Origin of the sequence: Nonomuraea sp. NPDC049028 (genome assembly GCF_043197735.1) — a bacterium.
Classification (GTDB): Bacteria; Actinomycetota; Actinomycetes; order Streptosporangiales; family Streptosporangiaceae; genus Nonomuraea.
This window is the reverse complement of the sequence record NZ_JBICTR010000019.1, coordinates 143845-168805: the sequence shown is the minus strand read 5'-3', so window position 1 is coordinate 168805 and position 24961 is coordinate 143845. Positions and strand designations below refer to the sequence as shown.

Genomic DNA, 24961 nt, shown 5'->3' with positions numbered 1-24961 from the left:
AGTTACTGCTTCGACTTGACCATACCGAGCTGGATCCACACACCGGAGGCGAGGACGCCGTTGCCGAGACGAAGGATCTCGTCGTCGTGGGGCCAGCCGGTGAATCGGCTGTTGTTGACGAACTGGTTGTTGACGTAGTCCCAGAGCTGGATGACCGGCAGGTCCTGGTTGGCCGCCTTCGCCAGCTGCGCCATGATCGGCTTGGCGGCTTCCTCGTTGGCCGAGTTCAGCTTGCCGGTCAGCTCACCCGGGTCGATCTTGGCGCCGTCGACCTCGATCTGCTCGGGGCCGCCCATCCAGTTGCCGCCCTTGCCCGCCGGGGAGTGCTCGATCTTGCCCGCGACATTGGTCCAGCCGTTGGAGGCACCGTAGAGCCGCTGGAAGATGTCGTACGGCGCCGGGCCGAGCGCCATGAGCCAGAAGCCCACGTCGTACTTGCCCGCCGCCAGCTCCTCAAGGTAGACGGGGAAGTCGGGGCTGGTCTGGATCTCCGCGTCGATGCCGGCCTTGACCAGCTGGCTCTTGATGTTCTCCTGCGCCGACAGCCAGTCGGAGAAGCCGGCCGGCGCGTGCATGGACACCTTCCACGGCGTGCCGTCGGCCAGCGTCCACTTGCCGTCCTTCTTCGTCAGCCCGGCCGACTTGAACTCCGCCTCGGCCTTCGCCGCGTCGGGCTTGTACGGGTCGAGCTTCGGCAGCGTGTCGGGGATCCAGGCCTGCGCGGCCTTCTGGTGGATGCCGCTGGTGGTGACGGCCGGGGTGCCGCCCTCGGGCGAGGCGACCTTGGTGACCTGGTCGCGGTCGATGAGGTAGGCCAGGCCCCTGCGCACGTGCACGTTGTCATAGGGCTTCTTGGACTGGTTGAAGGCCATGCCCACGGCCACCGGCGAGTAGCCCTTGATGACCTCGTTGCCCGGGCCCTGCTTGATCCGGTTCATCACGTCCGTGGGAGCGGCGACGAAGCCGGACTGGTCGAGCTTGCCGGCGGTGAGGTAGTTCCAGATCTGCTCGTTGCCGGTGTAGTTGAGCAACTTCACCTGCGACGGGGCCACGTTGGCGGCGTTGAAGAAGTTCTTGTTCTTGACCAGCAGGGCTTCCGCGGGATTGACCCGCTCCAGCACGAACGGACCGGCGGAGACGTCCTTGGGCGGGGCGAAGGCGATCACCTTCTGGCCCAGGGCGGTGATCTCCGCGCGGGCCTTCTCCGCCTCCGCGCCGTCGCCCCGGGCGGCCTTGAGCTTGTCCCAGAAGTCCGCGGGAAGGACACTGCTCCACACGTGGGCGGGCAGGACGGCCGTGTCGAGCACGCCGCGGGCGAACTTCGGACTGGGGCTGGCCATGTCCTGCGTGATCTTCAAGGTCTGGTTGTCGACGACCGTGACCTCCGCGGCGGCGCCCGCCGCGCCGGGGGTGAGCGAGAAGGCCGTGCTCCCCTGCGTGTAGGCGATGCCGATGGACATCTTGACGTCCTCGGCGGTCACCGGCTTGCCATCGGACCACTTGGCGTTCGGCTGAAGCTTCAGCGTGATCGCGGAGTTGTCCGGCGCGATCTCCCAGCTCGCCGCGATGCCGGGCAGAGCCTGGTTCGGGTCCGTCAGGTGGTTCTTGACCCACGCGATTCTCATCGCGTTGAAGCCGGAGAACGAGTTGCCCTTGGGGTTGTACGGGTTGGCCGGGGCCGAGGCCTCAAGGCCCGGCCGGTTGACGTCGATCGTGGTGAAGAGCCCGCCACCACCGCCCGAGCTGGACTTGTTGGTGGAGCCACTGCTGCACGCTGTGGCAGTGGCCAGGCCCAGCAACGCTACTACCGCTGCTAGTCGCTTCATGTACCGCTCCGGGGAGTGTCGGACCTGCTTGAGGATCGCGTGGGATTAGCCGGACCCTACGGTCACGCACAGGTCACGTCAATAATCTCCAGGTGTTGTGAGGCTAATGTAACTTTCCTTCATGCCCCATGTCGATGGCGCTCGGCGCCATTAGCCCAGCATAAGCACCGCAGCCCCGTTGACCTGCCCGTCTGCCAGATCGCGGAGCGCGGAGGCGGCCCTGCCGAAGGGATAGGGCGTCGTCATCACGTGCGGCGGACGCCCGAGTGACAGGTCGAGATAGGCCCGTCCGTCGGCCCTGGTGTTGGCGGTCACGCTCCGTAGCGTCCGTTCCTGGAAGAGGTGGCGCTCGTAGTTCAGCGTGGGGATGTCGGTGAGGTGGATCCCGGCCACGGCGAGCGTGCCGCCCCGGTCGAGCGCCGCCAGCGCCACGGGCACCAGATCGCCCACGGGCGCGAACAGGATGGCCGCGTCCAGCGGCTCGGGCGGCCGGTCTCCGGCGGAGGCGGCGCCCAGCTCCAGGGCCAGCTCCCTGGCGGCGCTTGACCTGGTGACCACGTGGACGACGGCCCCATGGGCGATGGCCGCCTGCGCGGTCAGGTGGGCGGACGCACCGAACCCGTAGACCCCGAGCCGGCCGCCTTCCGGCAGGTCGGCTCGGAGCAGCGCCCGATAGCCCACGATCCCGGCGCACAGCAGGGGCGCCAGCTTCTCGGCGGGCGCCCCCTCGGGCAGGGCGTAGACGTAGGCGGCGGGCACCGTCAGATACTCCGCGTAACCGCCGTCGGCATCCCACCCGGTATAAGCGGACGAAAGGCAAAGATTTTCTTTACCGTCCAGGCAGTAGCGACAGGCCCCGCAGGTCCATCGGAGCCAGGCGACCCCGACCCGCTGCCCGACGTCCCCGTCCCCGCCGACCACGTGCCCGACGACCTGGTGGCCGGGCGAGATCGCGGGGTGACGGGGCGGCAGGTCCCCTTCGACCAGGTGCAGGTCGGTCCGGCACACACCGCAGGCCTCGACCTGGACCAGCACCTCCCCGACGCCCGGCTCCGGCATGGGCTTGTCCACCATGACCAGCAGCCGGTCCGGATCCGGAATCCATGCCTTCATCGGGCCCCCTTCAGCTCAGGACGCCAGCCGGGACAGCGCCAGGGAGGCGTACAGGGCGGCGCCGTCCGGCAGCACGGAGTCGTCGAACTGCGCCTCGGGGGAGTGGTTGTACGGCGCCGTGGCCGGATCGCGGTCGGGCGGGCACGCCCCCAGGAAGACGAATGCCCCGGGGATGGCCTGCAGCACGTACGAGAAGTCCTCCGAGCCCATGACCGGCTGCGGCGAGACGAAGTAGCGTCCGGGCCCGAACAGCTCCTCGGCGGTCCTGGAGACGAAGTCCGCCTCGGTGGGATCGTTCACGGTGACCGGGTAGCCCATCCCGAACGACGCCTCGACCGACAGCCCGTGCGCGGCCGCGACGCCCTCGACCACCTCCACCAGCCGCCGCTTCACCAGCTCCCGGTTGCCCGGCGAGAACGTGCGCACCGTCGCCTCGAAGCGCGCCTCGTCCGGGATCACGTTGTCGGCCGTGCCCCCGTGGAAGGACCCGACCGTGACCACGACCGGGTCGAACACGTCGAACGTCCTGGTCACCATCGCCTGCAGCGACGTCACCATCTCGCAGCCCGCCTGGATGGGGTCGAGCGCGCGGTGCGGGCTGGAGCCGTGCCCGCCGCGCCCCTTCACCGTCACCTCGAACACGTCGGCCGCGGCCATGAGCGGCCCGGGCCGGGAGGCGAACAGGCCCGGGGGCAGCATCGAGGAGACGACGTGCATCCCGTACGCGGCGACGGGCCGCGCGCCCGCCGCGTCCAGCACGCCCTCCTCGATCATGTGCTTGGCGCCCTCATGACCCTCCTCGCCCGGCTGGAACATGAAGATGACGTCCCCGGCCAGCTCCGCCCGCCGCGCGCTGAGCAGGTGCGCGGCGCCGGCGAGCATGGCGGTGTGCAGGTCGTGGCCGCACGCGTGCATCTGCCCGTCGATCTGCGACCGGTAGGGCAGATCATTGCGCTCGGTGACCGGCAGCGCGTCCATGTCGCCGCGCAGCAGCACCGCCGGACCCGGCCGGCCGCCCCTGAGCACGGCGGTGATCGAGCTGAGCGCCTTCCCGGTGGTGATCTCCAGGGGCAGCCCGTCGAGCGCCGTCAGGACTTTCTCCTGGGTACGCGGCAGCGCGAGGCCGATCTCGGGAGTGGTGTGCAGTGACTGACGCAGCCGGACGAGCTCGTCCCGCAGGTCCCGCGCGGATTCAGTGAACGACATGAACAACATTCTTCATGTGCTGGTCGGGAAGTCGATAAGGGACACTCTGTACGATGGGCCGCGTGACTCAGCGTAAGCGGATCAACTCCTGGCTTTCCGACATGGACGGCGTCCTCGTACACGAGGGCCGGCCCGTCCCGGGTGCGGATGTGTTCATCAAGCGGCTCAGCGAGTCCGGCAAGAAATTCCGGGTGCTGACGAACAACTCCATCTACACCCAGCGGGATCTTTCGGTACGCCTGGCGAATGCCGGTCTGGAGGTGCCCGCCGAGTCGATCTGGACCTCGGCGCTGGCCACCGCCCAGTTCCTCGACGACCAGCGGCCGGGCGGCTCCGCCTACGTGATCGGCGAGGCCGGGCTGACCACCGCGCTGCACGAGGTCGGCTACGTGCTGACCGACCTCGACCCCGACTACGTGGTGCTCGGCGAGACGCGTACCTACAGCTTCACGCAGATCACCCGGGCGATCCGCCTCATCGAGGGCGGCGCCCGCTTCATCGCCACGAACCCGGACCCGGTCGGCCCGTCCACCGAAGGCTCGCTGCCCGCCTGCGGCGCGGTCGCCGCCATGATCACCAAGGCCACCGACGTCGAGCCCTACTTCGTCGGCAAGCCCAACCCGCGGATGATGCGCAGCGCGCTCAACGAGATCGAGGCGCACAGCGAGACCACCGCGATGATCGGCGACCGGATGGACACCGACATCGTGTGCGGGATGGAGGCCGGGCTCTACACGATCCTGGTGCTCACCGGCGTCACCCAGCGCGAGCAGATCGACCGCTTCCCCTTCCGGCCGTCGCTGGTCGTCGACTCGGTGGCGGATCTCATCGACCTGATCTGAACCTGACACTGGTTGGCAGGTAAGCCTGGCAAGGTGCCCCGTATGACGCATATCTACCTGGAGGTCGGCCCCAAGAAGGTCTTCGCCTGCTCGCTGGAGTGGCCCGGCTGGTGCCGCGTGGCCAAGGGCGAGGAGGCGGCCATCGACCTGCTCGTGGACTACGCGCCGCGTTACCGGGTGATCGCCGAGCGGGCCGGGCTGCCGTTCGAGCCGGGCGATCCCGTGGTGGTCGCCCGCGAGCCGGGCAGCGAGATGACCGACTTCGGCGCGCCGTTCGCGATTCCCGAGCTCGACCAGGAGCCGATCGACGCCGAGACCGCGGGACGCCGGGTGGCGCTGCTGCGCGCCGCTTGGGAGCTGTTCGACGAGGTCGCCGCCGAGTCTCCGGAGGAGCTGCGCAAGGGGCCGCGGGGCGGCGGGCGCGACCTGTCGAAGGTCGTGGCGCACGTCGCGGAGGCGGAGCGTGCCTACGCCCGGAAGGTGGACGTACGGCACAAGCCCTACAAGAGCCCGGCGGACCGCGACGCCATGCGCGAGGAGCTGGCCGAGGTGCTGTCACGCCCCTGGCAGCCGCCGCAGACCACCGGCTGGCCGCCCGCCTACGCCGTGCGGCGGACCGCCTGGCACGTCATCGACCATCTGTGGGAGATCGAGGACCGCCGATGAGCCGCGGCAGCGCGCTGATGTTGCGCGACAGGTAGGCGGCCACGGCCTCGGGGACGACGTGCCGGGAGGTGATCTCCGCCTCCCGCAGCGGCAGCCGTACGACCTCGTAGACGCCGCGCGACGGGTCCTCGAACTCGGGCCCGTGCCGCAGGGCCGGATCCATGTCGATCAGGCGGCAGCCATATACGTGCTGAGTCTTGACCTCGCCCTGCCACGGATAGGTGACCGTGGTCAGCGGGGTCACGCCCGAGACCGTCGCGCCCAGCTCCTCCAGCAGCTCCCGGTGCAGCGTGTGCTCCAGGGTCGCGTCCTCGGGCTCGACATGGCCGCCGGGCACGGACCAGTAGACCTGGCGGCCCGGGACCGTCCGGCGGAAGATCACTAATTGCTCGTCATGGTCAAGGAGGACGCCACGGACACTCGGTCGCATACGACCACCCTATTTGGCCGGTATGACCTTCGGGTAGCCTAACTTACGGTACCGTAACCTACAGGGAGACGATCTTGAAGGCGATGACGCAGACGCAACTTCTGCACGAGCTGGAGCCCGTGGTCGCCGGGGAGCTCGACCGCCATAACGCGATGGCGAAAGAGTGGTTCCCGCACGAGTACATTCCGTGGAGCGAAGGCCGCGATTTCGACGGCGTCTACGGCGGCGAGGCCTGGCAGGACAGCGACTCGAAGCTGCCCGAGGCCGCCCGGGTCTCGCTCATCGTCAACCTCCTCACCGAGGACAACCTGCCCAGCTACCACCACGAGATCGCCACGACGTTCGGCCGTGACGGCGCGTGGGGCACCTGGGTGCAGCGCTGGACCGCCGAGGAGGGCCGGCACGGCGTCGCGATCCGCGACTACCTCACGGTGACGCGCGCGGTCGACCCGGTCGCGCTGGAGCGGGCCCGCATGACGCACATGGAGGCGGGCTTCGCCACCGAGTACGGCACGATGCTGGAGCAGCTGGCCTACGTCTCCTTCCAGGAGCTGGCCACCCGCATCGCCCACCGCAACACCGGCCGGGCCTCCGGCGACGAAGGCTGCGAGCGGCTGCTGGCCAGGATCGCCGCCGACGAGAACCTGCACATGCTCTTCTACCGCAACCTGCTCAAGGCCGCCTTCGAGCTGGACCCCAACCAGACCATGCGCGCCGTGACCGACGTCGTGAAGACCTTCCAGATGCCCGGCTCCAGCATCGAGGGCTTCACCCGCAAGGCGATGATCATCGCTCACGAGGGCATCTACGACCTGCGCCTGCACCTCGACGACGTGCTCATGCCGGTGCTGAAGCAGTGGTCGGTGTTCGACAAGACCGGCCTCGACGCCGGCGGGGAGCAGGCCCGGGAGGAGCTGGCCGAGTTCCTGGCCAAGACCGAGGCGACGGCGGCCAGGTTCGTCGAGCGCCGGGCCGAACGCAAGGCTCGCGCCGCCCAGCGCTGATCGAGAGTCCGGGCCCTTTGCCGATCACCAGCCGTAGCCGAAGGGTTCGCGCGGCCGGTAAGGGGCCTCCAGGCGGGCGACCTCGTCAGCGGTGAGGACGAGGTCCACGGCGGCGAGCGCGTCGTCGAGGTGGCCGGGGCGCGTCGCCCCCACGATCGGCGCGGCGACGGCGCTCGCCGCGTGCCCGACCGCCGTGCCGTTGCCGGGCTTCTTGCCGAGCAGCCAGGCCAGGGCCACCCGCGCGGGCGGCACGCCGCGCTCCCCGGCGACGGCCCGCAGCGCCGCCACGACGCCGTCGTTCTCGGGCGCACGGTCCTCGTGGGCCGCCCTGGTGGTGGCCCGCCCTTCCCCGCCGGCCAGCAGGCCGCGGGCGAGCGGACTGTACGGCAGCACGCCCAGCCCCTGGTCGGCACAGTAGGGAAGCACCTCGCGCTCCTCCTCCCGGTAGGCGAGGTTGTAGCGGGTCTGCATCGCCACGAACCTGGTCAACCCCGCCGCCTTCGCCACGTGCTGCGCCTTGGCCAGCTGCCAGCCGTACATGAGTGAAGCCCCGATGTAGCGGGCCTTGCCCGCCCTGACCACGTCATCCAGCGCCCGCATGGTCTCCTCGACGGGCGTCTCGTCGTCCCAGCGGTGGATCTGGTAAAGATCCACGTGATCGGTGCCGAGCCGCCGCAGTGACGCGTCGATCGAGTCCAGGATGTGCTTGCGCGACAATCCGCGATCGTTGACCCCCTTGCCCATGGGGTAACCGACCTTGGTCGCCAGTACGTAGTCCTCGCGGCGGTCGAAGAGCCGGCGCAGCAGGCTGCCGGTGATCTCCTCGCTGACGCCCCCGGAGTACATGTCGGCGGTGTCGAAGAAGGTCACCCCGCCCTCCACCGCCCGGCGCACGATCGGCTCGGCGGCCTCCTCGGGCAGGAACCAGGGCGAGGCCGCCGGGTCGCCGTAGCTCATCATGCCCAGGCCGATCCGCGACACCTTCAGGCCCGACGTTCCCACGCGTACGTATTCCATCGGCCCATCATCGGGTAAGCCCGTGCCCCCTCTTGACCCGGAGATGGTCTTGGACATCCGCGACATCGGGAAGGTTCAGGACTACGGGCCACACATCAACATCCCTGGGAGTGAAGGGTGAGAATCTTCGGGATCGCCGCGAGCCTCCAGGCGGGATCGTTCATCACCAGGTTGCTGGAGGCAATGGAGGGTGAGCTGCCCCGGGGGGCGCGCCTGGAGTGCTGGCGGGGGCTCGGCACGGTCCCGCCCCACTCCCTCGGTCCCGTACCGGAGCAGGTCGCGGGCCTGCTGCGCAAGCTGGACGAGTCCGACGCGGTGCTGATCACCGCGCCCGAGCACAGCCTGCTCCCGGCTGAGCTGGGCCACGCGCTGCGCTGGATGTCGACCGGCGGGCGCCTGGCGGGCAAGCATGTCGCCGTGATGAGCGCCAGCGTGCGCGCCTGCGGCGCCATGTGGGCGCAGGCCGAGCTGTTCAAGGAGCTCACCGGCGCCGGCGCGGTCGTGATGGGCACGGAGCTGGTGCTCTCGCCCACCTGCCCGCACTTCGACGACCAGGGCCGTCTGACGGCGCTCTACCTGCGCGACCAGGTACGGGAACTGGTCGGCCAGCTCTGCCCCGTACCGCACAGGACGCGGCCCGTGTTCACGCCCCGGCTCGTCCTGGCGGGCCCTTCGGCATAGTCCCGGCTAACGGGTCAGGGGCTGCGGCGCAGGCGTTTCACGTCGGAGCGGAGCTTCTTGGTGGCGATGCGGCGCTCGACCGAGCCCCGGCTGGGCTTGGTGGCGCGGCGGCGCTTGGGCGGGGGCGCGATGGCCTCGCGGATGCGCTGGGCCAGGCGCTGTTCGGCGGCCTCGCGGTTGCGCAGCTGGGAGCGGTATTCGGACGCGGCGATGGTGATCGTGGGGGAGCCGAGCCGGTCGAGGGCGCGGGCCTTGAGCTCCGGCGGCAGCGCCGTGGTGGCCGACACGTCGAAGACGAGCTCCACCCGGCTGTCCGTGGTGTTGACACCCTGGCCGCCCGGGCCTGAAGAGCGGGAGAAACGCCAGACGAGCTCGGCGTCCGGGATGACGACCGAGTCGTTGACGACCAGCGGGCCGGGCATGGCGGGGTGCTCCTGTTCTCCGAAGTGGAATGTCACCGTACCTGAGCGACATATGCCCAAAGCAATGGGATTTCCAATCACAGACGCCGCTGCGACTATGGAATGAACGATCTGTGGGGGAGGCCGATTCCGTGGTGCACGTGACGGCGGTGCAGCTGGCCCTGGTGCACGTGACGGCGACGCAGATAGCCCTGACAGTGCCCTTGGCCATCGCCTCCGCCACCGGATTCCTCTTACTCCGCTGCCAGGGCAAGGGCCGGCCGTTCGGGCCCGGCGGCTGGTGGCTGGCGATCGTCATCATCCTGCTGACCGGGCTGGTCTCCTCGGCCGTGGCGCTGGTGGGCGGCGAGCTGCTGAACAACTACCTGTCCACGGTGCTGGGCGCGGTCGCGCCGGGCGGCCTGTGGCTGAGTCAGGTGCGCTCCCGCGAGGACGACCGGCGCTCGCTGGCCAAGGAGGCGGCGACGTTCTGGCTGGTGTCGTTGCTGGCCAAGCTCGACCAGGCGATGGCCGAGGACCAGCGGGTCTGGTGCGAGAAGCGGGTCGACGACTCGTGGAGCGTCTACGAGCTGAGCCTGGCCGCCAACCGCTACCACGAGCGCATCGGCGAGCGGCTCTCGGTGGAGGAGCGCAGGAAGGAGCGGGTGCACGCCAGGCTCGACGCGATCGAGCGGCGGCTGGACGTGGCCGCGCTGGTCGAGGACGGAGCGTCGCGGTCCAAGGTGATCACCGCGCTGCGCGGCTCCCGGCACACGCGGCTGGCCAGGTATGAGCGCTACATCAATGATCTGACCCGGTTACACGGCATCCTCCGGCATGACGCCGAGAACGACGTGCTGCGGCTGCTGGCCTCGGCCTATCGGAGCGGGTATCGGTCGCTGCCCAGGTTCGTACCGCCGACGCGGTCGCGAATCGCCACGTCGCTCAGACCGCACCCATGAGACGCGCCGCTCACGCCGCCCCTATGAGACGGGCCGCTCAGGCTTCACCCACGAGAGCCGCGAGTCTCCTCGACGAGCAGGATGGACTCCTCCTCGGCCTCGCTCAGCGTGAACTCGATGCGGGCGCCGAGCGCCTTGACCACGGCGCCGAGAGTGCGGAGCGTGAGGTTCTCGTCCCCCGACAGGATCTGGCTCACCCGGCCCGGCGACACGCCCATCGAGGCGGCCAGATCGGCCCGCGAGACCTTGTGTTCACGCATATACCACGTGATCTCGTCGACGGCGTCCTGGGCGAGACCGCCCGGGCTCACCTCGTCAGGCATGCTCCGGCGAAAGGCCATCTCGGTCTCGCTCTCAGCGGTCGGTTCCTGGTGACTCAACTTTAGCTCTACCTAAACCTTTAGGCAAGACTAAACCGGCAAACGATCTGCAAGTGAGGTGTGTCACCATCTCCGGGAATCACGGGGAAACAGGGAGGGCGCTGTGGCGGGCATCGTCGGCGTGCACGGGATCGGCAAGTACAACTACTACGTAGCGGCGGGCAACTCCGCGACCGGGGCGGCCGAGGCGATGCGCCGCAAATGGGACCGCTACCTACAGGCGGCGCTCGGGGGAGAGCACCGGGCGTACTTCAGCGAGGTGGCCTACTTCTCCCACCTGCTGCACGACGGCCGGCCCAAGGAGGGCCCGCAGGCGTTCGCGGCCATGCAGGGCTCCGCCCACCAGGTGCTCGTCGACTGGGCCAGGAACATGGGCCTGGGGGAGCGCTTCACCGGAGCGCTCAAGTTGTTCACCGGGTGGCTGCTGGCCCGGCTCGACAGCAGGTCGGCGGCGTTCGCGTCGCTGTTCGCGCCGGAGGTGGCGGCCTACCTGACCGACCCGGCCCGGCGTGAGAGGTGCCAGGAGGCCGTCCGCGACACGATCAGGAAGCACAGCCCCCGGGTGGTGATCGCCCATTCGCTGGGCAGCGTCGTGGCCTACGAGACGCTCTGGGCCAACCCCGACCTCGAGGTCGACCTGCTCATCACTCTCGGCAGCCCGCTGGGCATGCGCAACGTGATCTTCGAGCGCCTCCTGCCCGCCCCGATCAACGGCCTCGGCTCCCGGCCCGCCGGAGTCAAGCGCTGGGTGAACATCGCCGACAAAGACGACATCGCGGCCATCCCACCCGATCTGTGTGGCAGCTTCACCGGAGTGGACGTCGAAGAGCTCGTCAATCTCGACTGGATCGACTTCCACACCGCCGAGAAATACCTGGGTTGCCCGGCACTCGACCCGCATCTGCGACCATTCCTGCCATGACGTGGATTGTCTTCGACTACGGCAACGTGCTGTCCCTGCCCCAGTCCGAGTCCGACGCCGACGAGATGGCCCAGGCGGTGAACGCCGATCCCGAGGCGTTCAAGCGGGCCTACTGGGAGCACCGCCTGGAGTTCGACCGGGCGGCGCTGTCTCCGGCCGCCTACTGGTCGGCGGTGCTCGGCCGGCCCGCCTCCATCGCCGAGATCGCCCGGCTGGTCGCGATGGACGTAGCCAGCTGGGCCTACCCGGACGAGGGGACGGTCGCCATCCTGAACGATCTCCTGGACGACGGCGGCAACGTGGCCCTGCTGTCCAACGCGCCCGCCTGCCTGGCCGACGGCCTGGACGGGCTGCCCTGGATCGCGAACATCAAGCACCGCTTCTACAGCGGCCGGATGGGCCTGGTGAAGCCGGACCGGGAGATCTTCGACCGGATGGCGGCCGACCTCGACGCCGACCCGGCCGAGATCGTGTTCATCGACGACCGGGCGGAGAACGTCGCCGGGGCCGAGCGCGCGGGCATGACGGGCGTCCACTTCACCTCCGCCGAGGCGCTGCGGGAGGCGCTCAAGGCGTGAGGCGTTCAAGGCGTGAGGCGTTCAAGGCGCTCAAGGTGTGAGGAGCGTTAATCGAGCGGCGGATCATGTCTTGTGTGATTTATGGTGTTTCAAATGGAGAGCGCGTTTAATGTCGATCTGCGCGGCGTGGTCGACCTGCTCAGCCGCCACCTGTACTCGAGCCCCCGCGTGTACGTACGCGAGCTCCTCCAGAACGCGGCCGACGCGATCACCGCACGCCGGGCGGCCGACCCGGAGGCGCCCGCCACGGTGACCATCGAGGTGGCCGATGGGCGGCTCAGCGTGCACGACACCGGCATCGGCCTCACCGAGGACGAGGTCCACGTGCTCCTGGCCACCATCGGCCGCTCCTCCAAGCGCGACGAGCTGGGTTTCGCCCGGCACGAGTTCCTCGGCCAGTTCGGCATCGGCCTGCTGTCCGGCTTCCTGGTGGCCGATGAGATCAGCGTGCGGACCAGGTCGGCGACGGGCGGCCCGACCGTGCTCTGGACCGGACGCTCCGACGGCCGCTACGAGGTGGCGCCGGCGGGGGAGGAGCGGGACGAGCCGGGCACCACGGTCACCCTCGCGGCGCGGCCGGACGCCGCCGAGTGGGTGACGGAGCGGACGATCACCGAACTGGCGGAGCTGTACGGCTCGCTCCTGCCGATCGACGTCACCGTGAACGGCCGCCGCACCACCGTCGGTGCCCCGCCCTGGCAGACAAAGCACGCTTCTCCCGCGATAAGACGGAATTTCCTGCAAAAGCATTGCGCGGAGCTGTTCGGGTTCACGCCGCTCGACGTCGTCGACCTCCACGTCCCCGAAGCCGGGCTCACCGGCGTGGCCTACATCCTGCCCACTCCGGCGAACCCGGCCATCCGCGGTGGCCACCGCGTCTACCTCAAGCGCATGCTCCTCACCGAGAGCGCCGACGGCCTGCTGCCCGACTGGGCGTTCTTCGCCCGCGGCGTCGTCGACGCGGCCGAGCTGCGGCCCACCGCCAGCCGCGAGGCGCTCTACGAGGACGACCTCCTCGAACACACCCGCCTGGAGCTCGGCCGCCAGCTGCGTGCCTGGCTGGTCCGGCTGGCCGAGACCGACCCCGACGGCCTGCGCGCCTTCCTGGGCCTGCACCACCTGGGCGTCAAGGCCCTGGCCCTGCACGACGACGAGATGCTCAGGCTGGTCGATCAATGGCTGGAGTATGAGACCAGCGCCGGGCGGATGACGCTCGCCCAGTTCAGGTCGAGGCACCCGAACGGCCGCTACACCACCAGCGTCGACGAGTTCCGCCAGCTCGCGGCCGTTTCCGGCGCGCAGGGCGTCGGCCTGGTCAACGGCGGCTACGTCTACGACAGCGAGATCCTGCCCCGCCTCACCCGCATCGACCCGGACGCCCGGCTGGCCCGCCTCGACCCCGGCGAGCTGGTCACGCACCTGGGCCCGGCGGACCTCGAGGCGGAACTACGCGCCCGCCCCTTCCTCGGCGCCGCCGCGCGGGTGCTCGACCCGCTCGGCTGCGAGGTGGTGCTGCGCGACTTCGACCCGGCCTCGCTGCCCGCCCTCTACCTGACCAGCCGCGCGGCCCAGCACCACGCGGAGCTGCGCGAGGCCCGCGACCTGGGGGACGAGCTCTGGGCCGACGTGCTCGGCGCGATGGAGCGCACGCTGGCGGTGGACCGGCCGAGGCTGGTGCTCAATCACCGCAACCCGCTGGTCCGCCGCGTCACCGGGCTGCCGGACCTGACGCTGGCCGCCACCGCCGTCGAGGCGCTGTACGGCATGGCGCTGCTCCACGGGCATCACCCGCTGCGGCCCGCCGACACCGCGGCGCTCAACCGTTCGTTCCTCGGCCTGCTCGACTGGGCCGTGCAAGGGGGCACGCATGGCTGACCAGGTCGAGACGCTGCTGGCGGAGGCGGCGCGCCTGCCGTACGGGGAGGCCAGGACCGTGCTGGCCGAGCGGGCGCTGCGCGAGGCCGAGGCGCTGCGCGAGCCGGAGCCGGCGATCGCGGCGCGGCTCGCGCTCACCCAGGCCTACCAGTACGGCGGCGAGCCCGCGAAGTCGTTCGCCACCTTCTCCCGGACCGTGGCCGCCTACGACGCCGAGCCCGGCCGGTTCACCGAGTGGCAGGCGCGCAGGGTGCTCTGGCAGTTCAAGTGGATCATGAGCGACATGCGCAGGTTCCCGGAGATCCCGCTGCGGCGGGCGCTGGACGCGCTGGACGACATGGAGCGGCGCTACCGCGAGGCCGGAGCACCTCAGGCCGTGTACGCGCAGCGCTGCCGCGTCGCGCTCCACCTCGGCGACGAGCCGGGTGTCGAGGAGTGGCTGCACCGCTGGGAGACCGCGCCGCGCGACGACCTGTCCGACTGCCGCGCCTGCGACCTGGGCGGCCGGGCGTACGTGCTGGCGTCGCTGGGCCGGTACGAGGAGGCCGTGGCCGTCGGCGGGCCCGTCGTCGCGGGCGAGTTCTCCTGCGGAGTGCAGCCGCAGAGCATCCTGTGCACCCTGCTCACGCCGTACCTCAAGACCGGACATCTGGACGAGGCCGCGGAGGCGCACCGCCGGGCGTACCGCATCGTGCAGGGACAGCTCGGATATCTGGACGACATCGGCGACCACCTGGAATTCTGCGCGCTGACCGGAAACGAGACGCGCGGGCTGGAGATCCTGGAGCGGGAGCTGCCGCTGCTGGAGCGGCCGCCGTCGCCGGCGCAGGCCCGCTCGTTCATGACGGGCGCCGCGCTGGTGCTGCGCCGCCTGATGGAGACGGGCCACGACGGTCTCACCGTACGGCGGGCCGGCCGTGACGTGCCGGTGCCGGAGCTGCACGCGGAGCTGGCGGCCGGGGCGCGGGAGATCGCCGCCCGCTTCGACGTCCGAAACGGCGACGACGTCCACACGCGTCGCGTGGCGGCCACCCTGGCGGCCGAGCCGCTGGTCGCCCACCTCCCGCTCGTCTCGCCCGCCCGCCGCGGCGAGCCGGCCGGACGGATCAACCCGGCGGACACCGACAGCCGTACGGCGATCCGCGAGCTGTTCGAGCTGGGCGAACACGACGCCGGGCTGGCCGCCCTGCGCGCGGCGGGCGACCCGGCCGCGGCCATGGAGACGGCCAAGGAGCTGGCCGACCTCGATCTGGACGTGGAGGCGGCACAGGCGTACGCGGCGGCGGCGGACCTCTACCGGAACGCCGGCGAGCTCCTCGCCGCAGGCTGCGCCATGAGGCAGCGCGCGAAGTGCGTCTACTTCGCCAGCGACGACTTCGCCGAGATCAGCGAGGCGTACGCCCAAGCCAGAGCCGCCCTGACCGCGGCGTCGGAGGCGGGGGAGCGGGACGCGGGGGAGCCGGGCACAGGACCGTCGGACACGGGGCAGTCGGACACGGGGCAGTCGGACGCAGGGCGACGGCGGGAGGCGGTCTGGGAGCTCGCCGGGCTCGGCTACGACGAGGCCGTCGCCCTCGAGTGGGCCAAGTGCCACGAGGCCGCGGCCGAACGCTGCCAGGAAGCCCTCGACGCCTATCTGGCCCTCGACGATCAGATCGGCGCCATGCGAGCCCGCGAACTTCTGGAAGGACTGCGAGAAGAGCCACTGCGAGAAGAGACGGAGCAGGAGGACTGACGCTGTTCATCCAGCCTTGACTCCATTGTCACAACCCTGTCAGTCGAGGTGGACATACCTGGACCGTGGACCGCAGATCCTTCCTCGCCGCGGCGGCAGTGACGTTCCTCGCGCCATCCCAGCAGGCAGCAGCAGCCTCTTTCCAGCAGACCAGAACCCTCAAATCCGACCCGTTCAACCTAGGCGTCGCCTCCGGAGATCCGTCCACCGACGGCTTCGTCCTCTGGACCCGCCTCGCCCCGAACCCCCTCGCCGGAGACGGTCGCGGCGGCATGCCCTCCCGTGATGTGGACGTCGACTGGCAGGTCTCCACCGACGAGCGCTTCTCGAAGATCGTCAAGTCCGGTACGGCCGAGGCCCGGCCGGGCGCCGCTCACAGCGTCCACGTCGAGGTCGCCGGCCTGGAGCCGGGGCGCGACTACTTCTACCGGTTCAAGAGCGAGGGCAGGCTCTCGCCCGCCGGCCGGACCAGGACCACGCCCACGGGAGAGGTGCCGCTCACGTTCGCGGTCGCCGCGTGCGCACACTACGAGCACGGCTACTACACCGCCTACCGGCGGCTGGCCGAGCAGGAGCCCGAGCTGGTGGTCTTCCTCGGGGACTACATGTACGAGTACGGCCCCAGCGGCTACACCGCGCTGGCCGGCCGGGTGCGTACGCACACGCCGGGCAAGTGCGAGACGCTGGCCGACTACCGGCTGCGGCACGCCCAGTACAAGAGCGACCACGACCTCCAGCGGGCGCACGCGGTGGCGCCGTGGCTGGTGGCCTTCGACGACCACGAGGTGGAGAACAACTGGGCCGGGTCCGTCTCCAGCACCGACGCTCCCCACTTCACCCGGCGCCGGGCGGACGCCTTCCGGGCGTACTACGAGAACATGCCGCTGCGCCGGGCGAGCCTGCAGGGCGCGGTGCTGCGGGTGAACCGGCGCGTCTCCTGGGGGTCGCTGGCCCGCTTCCACCTGCTCGACACCCGGCAGTTCCGTGACGACCAGGCGTGCCTGGACGGGGTACGCGCGGGGTGCGACGAGCGGCTGTCGGCCGGGCGTACGCTGCTGGGCGCCGACCAGTGGCGCTGGCTGGAGGACGGCCTGCGCGGCTCCGGCACCCGGTGGAACCTCCTCGGGCAGCAGATCCTGATGGCGCAGCGCGACTACAAGGTCGGGCCGGGCCGCGAGGTGAACCTCGACGCGTGGGACGGGTACGCCGCCGAGCGGACCCGGCTGCTGGGCTCGCTGTCCGGCACCTCGAACCCGGTCGTGCTGACCGGCGACGCCCACATGCACCACCTTGCCGACCTCAAGACCGACTTCGACGACCCCGATTCGCCCGTGGTGGCCAAGGAGCTGGTGACGTCGTCGATCGCCAGCGACGGGGACGGGTACCGGGACCGGACGTGGATCGCCGAGTCGCTGCAGGAGAACCCGCACATCTCCTACATCGACCAGCGGCGGGGCTACCTGATGGCCAAGGTCACTCGTGACGATATTTCGGTAGATTTCCGGACGTTGGATTACATCTCGCGCAAGGGCGCCCCGGCCAAGACCGCCCACAGCCTCACCATCCCGGCCACCACCCGAGCCCGAGCCTGAGCCCGTCCGCGCGTTCGTACCTGAACGTTCGCTGTCAAACGGCTGAGGGTTCGCTCAACGGAACGCGGCCGAGCCACCCCATGTGGCCCGGCCGGTGGGTGGTCAGCTCTCCGGCCAGCTGTCGTCCGGGAACTCGCCCGTGCTGCTGTCCGCCATGACCACCTGGTCGCTCTCGCTCAGGCCCGAGGTGATCTCCACATATTGGTCCCCGCGCACCCCGGTGCGCACCGCCCGTACCGCGTCGCGTCCGCCCGAGCGTACGGTGACCACGCTCGTACCGTCGGCCCGGCTCTTCACCGCCTCGGCGGGTACGTAGATCCCGTCATTGGCCGTGCCCGTCGTCACCGACACCGAGGCGGTCTGCCCGAGCATCAGCCCGCGCGGCGGCTGGTCGAAGGCGAGCGTCACCGAGTAGCGGACGAGCTGGTCGCTCACGGTCGCGGTCGGCGCGATGCGGGTGACCGTGCCCGGGTACTTCTGCGCGCCCCGCGTGGCCAGGGTGATGCTCGCCTGCTGGCCGAGCTTGAGCTTGTTCACGTCGGATTCGGTGACCAGCGCGTCGACCTGGAGCTCGTTCAGGTCGCCGAGGCTGATGAACGTACTGGTGCCCGCCGTGTCGCCGACCGATCCCGCCACCGACAGAACCGTGCCGGACGCGGGGGCCACGATCCGGGTGCCGCGCACCGCGTCGGCGGCCTGCTCAAGGGCGGCCTGGGCGCGGTCGACGTTCGCGCCGGCCTGGTCTTCGCTGATGCCGCCCTTGCCGTTCGTGCCGGCGCAGGGGCTGCCGCCCTGGGACTGGCGGGTTCCGGGCGTGGCCTTCCCGGTCGGCCGCCCCGAGGCGCCGGTCGACGGCTTTCCCGTGGGCCTCCCGGTGGCCTCACCTGTGGGCTTGCCGGTGGCTTTACCCGTGGGTTTCCCCGTGGGTTTGGCGGACGGCTTGCCGGTGGAGGTGCCGGTCGGCGAGGCTGACGGCCGGCCGCCCTCCGGCGTGGCCGTGACGGTCGCGGTGACGGTCGCCGTGGCCGTGACGGTCACCGTGACGGTGGGCTGCGGCTCGGGGCCGCTCGGCGTGGGCTCCGGCGTCGGCGTCCAGGTGGGCCGGGGGGTCGGCGTCGTGCCCGGAGTGAGCGTGCTGGTAGGGCCGGCGTCCACGACAGGAACCGCGGAAGGCCCGAAGGCGCCCTTGGCGGCGACCGCCCCGGCGACGGAGGCGGACGTGCCGCCGCTGCTCGGCGCGCACGAGGCCGTGCTGGTGGCGGCGGCCGAGGCGGTCTCGAGGGCCTCCTCGGCGGCGGCCAGGTCGGCGGTGGCGGCCGTGTAGCCCTCGCGGGCCGCCCGGCTGTCCACCCGGGCCAGCACCTGCCCCTTCTTGACCTTGGCGCCGACCTTGACGTAGACCTTGGTCACCGTTCCGGAGCCGCCGAAGCCCAGGTCACGCCGCGAGCCGTCCACGGTGTTGCCCGCGGCCGTGACCGAGGCGGTGACGACGCCCCGCTTGGCCGCCGCCAGCCGTACCTGGGCGGCGGGCTCCGAATCGTCACGGAGCGCCAGCACCAGGCCGGAGCCGGCCACCAGGACGGCCAGCGCGAGCCCGCCGAGTTTGAGCGCCTTCGGCGGGATAGTCGATCTCATGAAGGCCCATCATGGCGTGAACAGGTGGGTACGAGGCTGCGAGCGGGCTCAGAGTTGTCTGTGTGTCTCCGTATGCTCCGGTTTTGTCAGCGAACCTTCAGCTAGCTCCCGGCTCCAGCGCAGACTGGTGTGCAAGGGTCACCGCCTGTGAAGGTGTCGACAAGGCGCAGAGCGCTGATGACCAACGGAGCCCTGAGCGTGCTCCTGCTGGGCGGGGTCGCGTTCGCGTACGCCCAGCTCGGCACGGGCGAGGTGGCGAGTGAGACGGTCACCCGCACGGTGAGCGCCGGGCGCGGCACCGTGACCGCCTCGGTGTCCGCCTCGGGGGCGGTGGAGAGCTCCAAGAGCAGAGCGCTCGCGTTCGGCACGAGCGGCACGGTCGAGCGCATCTACGTCAAGGCCGGTGACAAGGTTCGCAAGGACGATATCCTGGCCAGGCTCGACGACGCGGCGGCGCAGGAGAGCCTGTCGGCCGCCCGCGCCACATACAACAGCGCCGTCGACGACGGGACCTCGACCGCCCAGCTCTACGCCGCCTACATCAAGGCGCGCAACGCCTACCGCGAGGCTCAGCGGACGGCCGCGGCGACGGTGCTGCGAGCGCCGTTCGGCGGCACGGTCACGGCCGTCAACGGCACCGTCGGCGGTTCCTCCAACGGGTCCGGCACGTCCACCACTCAGAGCACCGGCCAAAGCACCGGCCAGAGCGGGCAGGGCGGCAGCCAGTCGGGCAGCGGATCGGGATCCGGGTTCATCGATCTGGCCGACACCGGCAAACTCCAGCTGGTCGGTACCTTCACCGAGTCGGACGTCAGCAAGCTCAAGGTCGGCCAGGCGGCCACCGTCACGTTCGACGCGCTGCCGGGCGTCACCGCCACCGGCAAGGTCACCCAGATCGAGCCGGTCGCCGCCACCAGCAACAACGTTGTGCAGTATCCGGTGACGATCTCCTTCACCAAGGTCCCCAAACAGGTGCGACTCGGGCAGACCACCACCGTGGAGGTGGTGACCGGCGTGGCGGAGAACGTCATCTCCGTACCTTCCACCGCGATCTCCACCAGCGGCGGACAGAACACGGTCACCCTGCTCAAGAACGGCCAGCAGATCAGAACCCCGGTCGAGGTGGGCGTACAGGGCGCCTCGCTGACCGAGATCAAGTCCGGCGTCTCCGAAGGCGACCAGATCGTCCCGCCGGCCACCACGACCACGGGCACCGGCAACAACCAGCGGCAGGGCGGCTTCGGCGGCGGCTTCCCCGGTGGCGGCCCGATGCCGGGAGGCGGGCGATGACCGCTCCTGTCCTGCGCGTGCAGAACCTGGTCAAGGAGTACGGCGAGGGCGACGCCAGGGTACGGGCGCTGCGCGGGGTGAACCTCGACGTCGAGCAGGGAGACTACGTCGCCATCATGGGCGCCTCCGGCTCCGGCAAGTCGACGCTGATGAACATCCTCGGCTGCCTGGACGTGCCCACCACCGGCCGCTACCTGATCGACGGCGCCGACGTCGGGCAGCTCGACGAACACCAGCTGGCCAAGCTGCGCAACCGCCGGGTCGGCTTCGTCTTCCAGTCCTTCAACCTGATCCCGCGCATGAGCGCGCTGGCCAACGTCGAGCTGCCGCTGGTCTACGGCGGCATCGGCCAGGCCGAGCGGCGCAGGCGCGCGCTGGCCGCGCTGGAGCAGGTCGGACTGTCGGACCGCGTCCACCACGAGCCCAACCAGCTGTCCGGCGGCCAGCAGCAACGCGTGGCCGTGGCCAGGGCGCTCATCACCGCCCCCGCCCTCCTGCTGGCCGACGAGCCCACCGGCAACCTCGACACCGCCTCCACGCAGGACGTACTGGAGATCATGGACAGGCTCAGCGACTCGGGCCGCACGATCGTGCTCATCACGCACGAGAACGACGTGGCGGCGCACGCCAAGCGGGTCATCAGGCTGGTGGACGGCGAGATCGTGGAAGACGTCCGGCAGGGCCCGATCGACGGGCCGCCGCCGCGGATGGCGGAGGTCGCTCGATGAACCAGTTCGAGGTCCTGCGCTTCGCCCTGCGCGGGCTGCTGGCCAACAAGATGCGCAGCTCGCTGACCACGCTCGGCATCCTCATCGGCGTCGCCGCGGTCATCATGCTGGTCGCCGTCGGCGAGGGCTCCTCGCAGAGCATCCAGAAGAACATCCAGCGGCTCGGCGCCAACACGCTGACGATCTCCCAGTCCTTCGCGGGCGGTGGCGGTGGTGGCGGCGGCTTCGGGCGGGGCGGCGGCGGGGGACCCGGCGGCGGGCAGCAGAACACCGGCCCGCGTACCCAGGCCAGGCCGCTCACCCTCGCCGACGCCAAGGCCCTGACCGACAAGACGGTGGCCCCGTCGGTCAAGTCGGTCTCGCCGGTCGTGACCGCCTCCTCGGCCGCCACCACCTACGGGGCGGCCAGCCACTCGATCGCCCAGCTCGTCGGCACCTACCCGAGCTACTTCGAGGCCACGAACAAGCCGGTGACCAAGGGCACGTACTTCTTCAACGACGACGTCCTGGCCGCCAGGAAGGTCGTGGTGCTCGGGCAGACCGTGGTCGAGGAGCTGTTCGGCACCCTCGACCCGATCGGCAAGCAGGTGACGGTCTCCGGAGTGCCGTTCACTGTCGTCGGCGTGCTGAAGGAGACCGGGTCGACGGGTGGCCAGGACGCCGACGACGTGGCCATCGCGCCGCTGCCGGCCGTACAGCAGAGCCTGACCGGGTTCGGCTCGCTCAACTCGATCGTCGTGCAGGCCGGCGGCTCGACGGCGACGGAGTCGGCGCAGTCGGAGGTCACGGCCATCCTCAACCAGCGGCACGGCATCACCGGCACCGCCTCGGCCGACTTCCGGATCCTCAACCAGGCCACCCTGCAGGAGACCGTCAGCGCGGCGACCGGCACGTTCACCGTGCTGCTCGGCGCGGTCGCGGCGATCTCGCTGCTGGTCGGCGGCATCGGCATCACCAACATCATGCTGGTGACCGTCACGGAGCGGACCAGGGAGATCGGCATCCGCAAGGCCATCGGCGCGCCCAGGAGCGCGATCCTGGGCCAGTTCCTGATGGAGGCCACGCTGCTCAGCCTGGTCGGTGGGCTCTCCGGGGTGCTGGTGGCCTTCCTGGGCACCCGCTTCACCGTCGCGGGCATCCAGCCGGTGCTCGTACCGTCGTCGGTCGCGCTCGCGCTGGGCGTCTCCGTCGGCATCGGATTGTTCTTCGGCAGTTATCCCGCCAACAGGGCGGCCAAGTTGAGGCCGATCCAGGCCCTGCGCCATGAGTGACGGACCCCCGAAGGAGACAGAAATGGCCAAACTCGACGGCTCGCCGTATCCGGATGATCTGGACAGCGAGCTGGCCGTCCAGCCGCGCAAGCCGATGTCGAAGGTGACGCTCGGACTGATCGCGGGCGTGGTGCTGGTCGCCGGGGTGGTGATCGGCATCCAGGCGCAGAAGGCGCTGGGCGCCCCCGACACGACCGCCGCCATGCAGCCGGGCGGCCGGCAGATGCCCGGCGGGTACGGCCAGCAGGGCAGGCAGCCCGGCGGGTACGGTCAGCAGCCAGGTGGCCGGCAGCAGATGCCAGGCGGGTACGGTCAGAGGATGGGCGGCGCGGGCGGCGGCACCGTGGGCACGGTCGAGAAGGTCGAAGGCGGCAAGATCTACGTCAAGACCATGGACGGCTCCACGGTCACGGTCACCACCACCGACGCGACCACGGTCCAGGTGACCAAGCCGGGCAAGCTGGCCGACCTGCGGACCGGTACCAACGTCGTGGTCCGCGGGGAGAAGGGCGGGGACGGCTCGGTGGCCGCCACCTCGATCAGCCAGGGGGGAGTCGGCAGATGACCGAGCCGGAGGCCAGGCTGCTGGTGGTGGACGACGAGCCCAACATCAGGGAGCTGTTCTCCGCCAGCCTGCGGATGGCCGGGTTCGAGGTGCTGACGGCGGCCGACGGCAAGGAGGCCCTGCGGGTGGCCGAGCAGAGCACGCCCGACCTGGTCATGCTGGACGTCATGCTGCCCGACCTGGACGGCCTGGCGGTCGCGGGCAGGCTGCGGTCCCGCGGCCGCCGGGTCCCGGTGCTGTTCGTGACGGCCAAGGACACGCCGGAGGACCGGCTCGCCGGGCTGGGGCTCGGCGAGGACTACGTGACCAAGCCGTTCAGCCTGGAGGAGGTCATCGCCCGCATCCGCGCGGTGCTGCGCCGTACCCGGCGGGGCGCGCCGCCGCCGAACCGGCTGCGCATCGCCGACCTGGAGTTGGACGAGGAGACGCACGAGGTGTGGCGCGACGGCGTCCAGGTGCGGCTGTCGCCCACCGAATACCGGCTGCTGCTCTACTTCATGCTCAACGCGGGCCGGGTGCTGTCCAAGACGCAGATCCTCGACCACGTCTGGAACGGCGACTGGCGCACCGACGTGGGGCTCGTCGAGTCGTACGTCTCCTATCTGCGCCGCAAGATCGACACCGGCGAGCGGAGATACCTGCACACCCTGCGTGGCGTCGGCTACATCCTGCGCCCGCCCAAGGATTGACCGCGGCTTCCCGAATGGCTTCCCGAATGGCAGGACTGAGGAGGTATCTCGCGCGGACGCCGCTGTGGCTGCGGCTCGTCTCGGCGACCTTGCTGATGGTCACGCTGGCCATCACGCTGACCGGGCTGTTCGCCGTACGGCTGCTGCGCGGCTATCTCGTCGAGCGCGTCGACCAGCAGTTGCGTGCCGCCAGCGTGCCGTGGCGGGGCGCGCCGCCGCCTCCTGAGCCGCAGCCGGGCCCACGCCCGCAGCGCTTCTTCGGCCTGTTCCACTCGGTGCTCGTGGACTCCACCGGCGTCAAGATCCGGACCATGACCGAGTCGACCGAGACGCACATCCCCAAGCTGCCCAGGCTCACCAGCACCGACGTCGCGCTCATGGCCGGGCAGCCGTTCACCGTCGAGTCGCAGGACCCGCAGGGACCCTCCTGGCGGGCCGTGGCCATGCCGGGCCGCGACGGCGACAGCAGGATCATCGCGATCAGCCTGGGCGACCTGGACGACACGGTCTCCCAGCTGCTGCTCATCGTGGCGGTCGGCGGTGGCGGCACCCTCGTGGTGCTCGGTTTCGCCTGTTACTGGCTCGTACGGCGGAGCCTGCGCCCTTTGGGGGAGATCGAGCGGACCGCCCGCCACATCGCGGACGGCGACCTGTCCCGCCGCGTACCACTCTGGTCAGCCACCACCGAGGTCGGCAAGCTCGGCCGGGCCCTGAACGGCATGCTCGCCCGCATCGAGGTGGCCGTGCGCGAGCGCGAGGCGGCGGCCGAATCGGCCCGCGAGTCGGCCCGGTCGGCCCAGCGCTCGGAGGAGCTGACCCGCAGGTTCATGGCCGACGCCTCGCACGAGCTGCGTACCCCGCTCACCTCGATCAGGGGGTTCGCCGAGCTGTTCCGGCTCGGGGCGGACAAGGACCTGGCGGAGGCGACCCGGCTGCTGAGCCGGATCGAGGGGCAGGCCGCGCGGATGGGCCTGCTGGTCGAGGACATGCTGCTGCTGGCCAGGCTCGACCAGCGCCGCGAGCTCGGCGAACAGCCCGTCGACGTGCTCAGCCTCGCCGCCACCGCGGTGATCGACGCCCAGACGCTCGCGCCGGACCGGAAGATCGAGCTGGTCATGCTGTACGGGAGCGAGGGGCCGGTGTTCGTGACCGGTGACGAACCGCGGCTCGGGCAGGTGCTGGGCAACCTGGTGGGCAACGCGCTCAGCCACACGCCGCCGGGCACGGCCTTCACCGTCGGGGTCGGCGCGCGTGACGGGCAGGCCGTCGTCGAGGTGGCCGACGAGGGGCCCGGGTTCTCACCGGAGGTGGCCGAGCGGGTGTTCGAGCGGTTCTACCGGGCCGATCCGGCGCGCAGCTCCGGCGGTGCCGGGCTGGGGCTGTCGATCGCGGCCACGCTCGTGGAGGCGCACGGGGGCAGCGTGTCCGCGTCGAGCGAGCCGGGCAAGGGCGCCACCTTCCGCGTCACGCTTCCGCTCGCCCCGTCGTCCCAGGCCACCCGCCCTCAGCGTCAGCCGAGCGGGCAGGCCACGTCTCAACCGCACGGTCTTTAG

The 24961-nt window shown here is 70.6% G+C and carries 24 protein-coding genes; 16 read left to right on the top strand and 8 right to left on the bottom strand.

Features of this window, described 5'->3' with window-relative positions; all coding sequences use genetic code 11:
- Positions 1-2: 2 nt before the first annotated feature.
- The 3 genes from ACGFJ2_RS53615 to ACGFJ2_RS53605 all read right to left on the bottom strand — a co-directional run bounded on the left by ACGFJ2_RS53615 (position 3) and on the right by ACGFJ2_RS53605 (position 4145).
- Positions 3-1826, bottom strand: a complete 1824-nt coding sequence (locus tag ACGFJ2_RS53615) for an ABC transporter substrate-binding protein (protein WP_393482131.1) — start codon at positions 1824-1826, stop codon at positions 3-5.
- Between the two features lie 150 nt (positions 1827-1976).
- Complete coding sequence (locus ACGFJ2_RS53610; protein WP_358197731.1) at positions 1977-2939, bottom strand: zinc-binding alcohol dehydrogenase family protein; 963 nt, start codon at positions 2937-2939, stop codon at positions 1977-1979.
- 15 nt (positions 2940-2954) lie between these two features.
- Entirely contained in the window at positions 2955-4145 is a 1191-nt protein-coding gene (locus ACGFJ2_RS53605) for a M20 family metallopeptidase (protein ID WP_393482128.1), read from the bottom strand.
- Between the two features lie 53 nt (positions 4146-4198).
- On the opposite strand from ACGFJ2_RS53605, the gene ACGFJ2_RS53600 reads away from it, so the two are divergent.
- Positions 4199-4987, top strand: a complete 789-nt coding sequence (locus tag ACGFJ2_RS53600) for an HAD-IIA family hydrolase (protein ID WP_225291503.1) — start codon at positions 4199-4201, stop codon at positions 4985-4987.
- 42 nt (positions 4988-5029) lie between these two features.
- The gene (locus tag ACGFJ2_RS53595) at positions 5030-5653 is read left to right on the top strand and encodes a hypothetical protein (RefSeq protein WP_393482124.1); all 624 of its coding nucleotides are present in this window, start codon (positions 5030-5032) and stop codon (positions 5651-5653) included.
- Here ACGFJ2_RS53595 and ACGFJ2_RS53590 read toward each other — a convergent pair.
- Positions 5616-6083, bottom strand: a complete 468-nt coding sequence (locus tag ACGFJ2_RS53590; protein WP_393482121.1) for an NUDIX domain-containing protein — start codon at positions 6081-6083, stop codon at positions 5616-5618. The genes ACGFJ2_RS53595 and ACGFJ2_RS53590 overlap by 38 nt on opposite strands.
- An 83-nt stretch (positions 6084-6166) precedes the next feature.
- Here ACGFJ2_RS53590 and ACGFJ2_RS53585 point away from each other — a divergent pair, with 83 nt between their 5' ends.
- Entirely contained in the window at positions 6167-7087 is a 921-nt protein-coding gene (locus tag ACGFJ2_RS53585; RefSeq protein WP_357946373.1) for an acyl-ACP desaturase, read from the top strand.
- Between the two features lie 24 nt (positions 7088-7111).
- On the opposite strand, the gene ACGFJ2_RS53580 is transcribed toward ACGFJ2_RS53585, so the two are convergent.
- Positions 7112-8104 (bottom strand): aldo/keto reductase, encoded by a 993-nt coding sequence (locus ACGFJ2_RS53580; RefSeq protein WP_393482118.1) that lies wholly within the window; start codon positions 8102-8104, stop codon positions 7112-7114.
- A gap of 117 nt (positions 8105-8221) precedes the next feature.
- On the opposite strand from ACGFJ2_RS53580, the gene ACGFJ2_RS53575 reads away from it, so the two are divergent.
- A complete protein-coding gene (locus ACGFJ2_RS53575) occupies positions 8222-8785 on the top strand; it encodes an NAD(P)H-dependent oxidoreductase (protein WP_357946154.1) in 564 nt (187 codons plus the stop codon).
- Between the two features lie 14 nt (positions 8786-8799).
- Here ACGFJ2_RS53575 and arfB read toward each other — a convergent pair whose 3' ends face one another.
- A complete protein-coding gene (arfB, locus tag ACGFJ2_RS53570) occupies positions 8800-9207 on the bottom strand; it encodes an alternative ribosome rescue aminoacyl-tRNA hydrolase ArfB (protein WP_225291497.1) in 408 nt (135 codons plus the stop codon).
- 113 nt (positions 9208-9320) lie between these two features.
- Here arfB and ACGFJ2_RS53565 point away from each other — a divergent pair, with 113 nt between their 5' ends.
- Positions 9321-10148, top strand: a complete 828-nt coding sequence (locus ACGFJ2_RS53565) for a hypothetical protein (protein ID WP_358197682.1) — start codon at positions 9321-9323, stop codon at positions 10146-10148.
- A gap of 44 nt (positions 10149-10192) precedes the next feature.
- On the opposite strand, the gene ACGFJ2_RS53560 is transcribed toward ACGFJ2_RS53565, so the two are convergent.
- Positions 10193-10471 carry a helix-turn-helix transcriptional regulator gene (locus tag ACGFJ2_RS53560; RefSeq protein ID WP_357946160.1) on the bottom strand — a complete coding sequence of 93 codons (279 nt, stop codon included), beginning with the start codon at positions 10469-10471 and terminating at the stop codon, positions 10193-10195.
- 160 nt (positions 10472-10631) lie between these two features.
- Between ACGFJ2_RS53560 and ACGFJ2_RS53555 the strand changes: the two genes are divergently transcribed.
- From ACGFJ2_RS53555 to ACGFJ2_RS53535, 5 genes are all read left to right on the top strand, one after another.
- Positions 10632-11450, top strand: coding sequence for a hypothetical protein (locus ACGFJ2_RS53555; protein WP_358197665.1), 819 nt, complete (start codon positions 10632-10634; stop codon positions 11448-11450).
- Positions 11447-12028 (top strand): HAD family phosphatase, encoded by a 582-nt coding sequence (locus tag ACGFJ2_RS53550; protein WP_357946166.1) that lies wholly within the window; start codon positions 11447-11449, stop codon positions 12026-12028. Before ACGFJ2_RS53555 ends, ACGFJ2_RS53550 begins: the two co-directional genes overlap by 4 nt.
- A gap of 93 nt (positions 12029-12121) precedes the next feature.
- Positions 12122-13903, top strand: a complete 1782-nt coding sequence (locus ACGFJ2_RS53545) for an HSP90 family protein (protein ID WP_357946169.1) — start codon at positions 12122-12124, stop codon at positions 13901-13903.
- Positions 13896-15638 carry a hypothetical protein gene (locus ACGFJ2_RS53540; protein ID WP_393482112.1) on the top strand — a complete coding sequence of 581 codons (1743 nt, stop codon included), beginning with the start codon at positions 13896-13898 and terminating at the stop codon, positions 15636-15638. The genes ACGFJ2_RS53545 and ACGFJ2_RS53540 overlap by 8 nt, the downstream gene beginning before the upstream one ends.
- Positions 15639-15703: 65 nt before the next feature.
- Complete coding sequence (locus tag ACGFJ2_RS53535; RefSeq protein WP_358197641.1) at positions 15704-17230, top strand: alkaline phosphatase D family protein; 1527 nt, start codon at positions 15704-15706, stop codon at positions 17228-17230.
- A 102-nt stretch (positions 17231-17332) separates the two neighbouring features.
- Here the strand turns inward: ACGFJ2_RS53535 and ACGFJ2_RS53530 are convergent, their stop codons facing one another.
- A complete protein-coding gene (locus ACGFJ2_RS53530) occupies positions 17333-18865 on the bottom strand; it encodes an efflux RND transporter periplasmic adaptor subunit (RefSeq protein WP_393482108.1) in 1533 nt (510 codons plus the stop codon).
- 177 nt (positions 18866-19042) lie between these two features.
- Between ACGFJ2_RS53530 and ACGFJ2_RS53525 the strand changes: the two genes are divergently transcribed.
- Genes ACGFJ2_RS53525 through ACGFJ2_RS53500 form a run of 6 tightly spaced genes read left to right on the top strand, consistent with a single transcriptional unit; the run spans position 19043 to position 24961 of the window.
- On the top strand, positions 19043-20155 hold the full coding sequence (locus ACGFJ2_RS53525; RefSeq protein ID WP_393482105.1) for an efflux RND transporter periplasmic adaptor subunit: 1113 nt from the start codon (positions 19043-19045) through the stop codon (positions 20153-20155).
- The gene (locus ACGFJ2_RS53520; RefSeq protein ID WP_357946184.1) at positions 20152-20883 is read left to right on the top strand and encodes an ABC transporter ATP-binding protein; all 732 of its coding nucleotides are present in this window, start codon (positions 20152-20154) and stop codon (positions 20881-20883) included. Before ACGFJ2_RS53525 ends, ACGFJ2_RS53520 begins: the two co-directional genes overlap by 4 nt.
- Positions 20880-22154, top strand: coding sequence for an ABC transporter permease (locus ACGFJ2_RS53515; RefSeq protein ID WP_393482102.1), 1275 nt, complete (start codon positions 20880-20882; stop codon positions 22152-22154). The genes ACGFJ2_RS53520 and ACGFJ2_RS53515 overlap by 4 nt, the downstream gene beginning before the upstream one ends.
- 22 nt (positions 22155-22176) lie before the next feature.
- The gene (locus tag ACGFJ2_RS53510; RefSeq protein WP_393482099.1) at positions 22177-22719 is read left to right on the top strand and encodes a hypothetical protein; all 543 of its coding nucleotides are present in this window, start codon (positions 22177-22179) and stop codon (positions 22717-22719) included.
- Positions 22716-23408 (top strand): response regulator transcription factor, encoded by a 693-nt coding sequence (locus tag ACGFJ2_RS53505; protein ID WP_225291483.1) that lies wholly within the window; start codon positions 22716-22718, stop codon positions 23406-23408. The genes ACGFJ2_RS53510 and ACGFJ2_RS53505 overlap by 4 nt, the downstream gene beginning before the upstream one ends.
- 26 nt (positions 23409-23434) lie before the next feature.
- Positions 23435-24961 carry a sensor histidine kinase gene (locus ACGFJ2_RS53500; RefSeq protein ID WP_393482096.1) on the top strand — a complete coding sequence of 509 codons (1527 nt, stop codon included), beginning with the start codon at positions 23435-23437 and terminating at the stop codon, positions 24959-24961.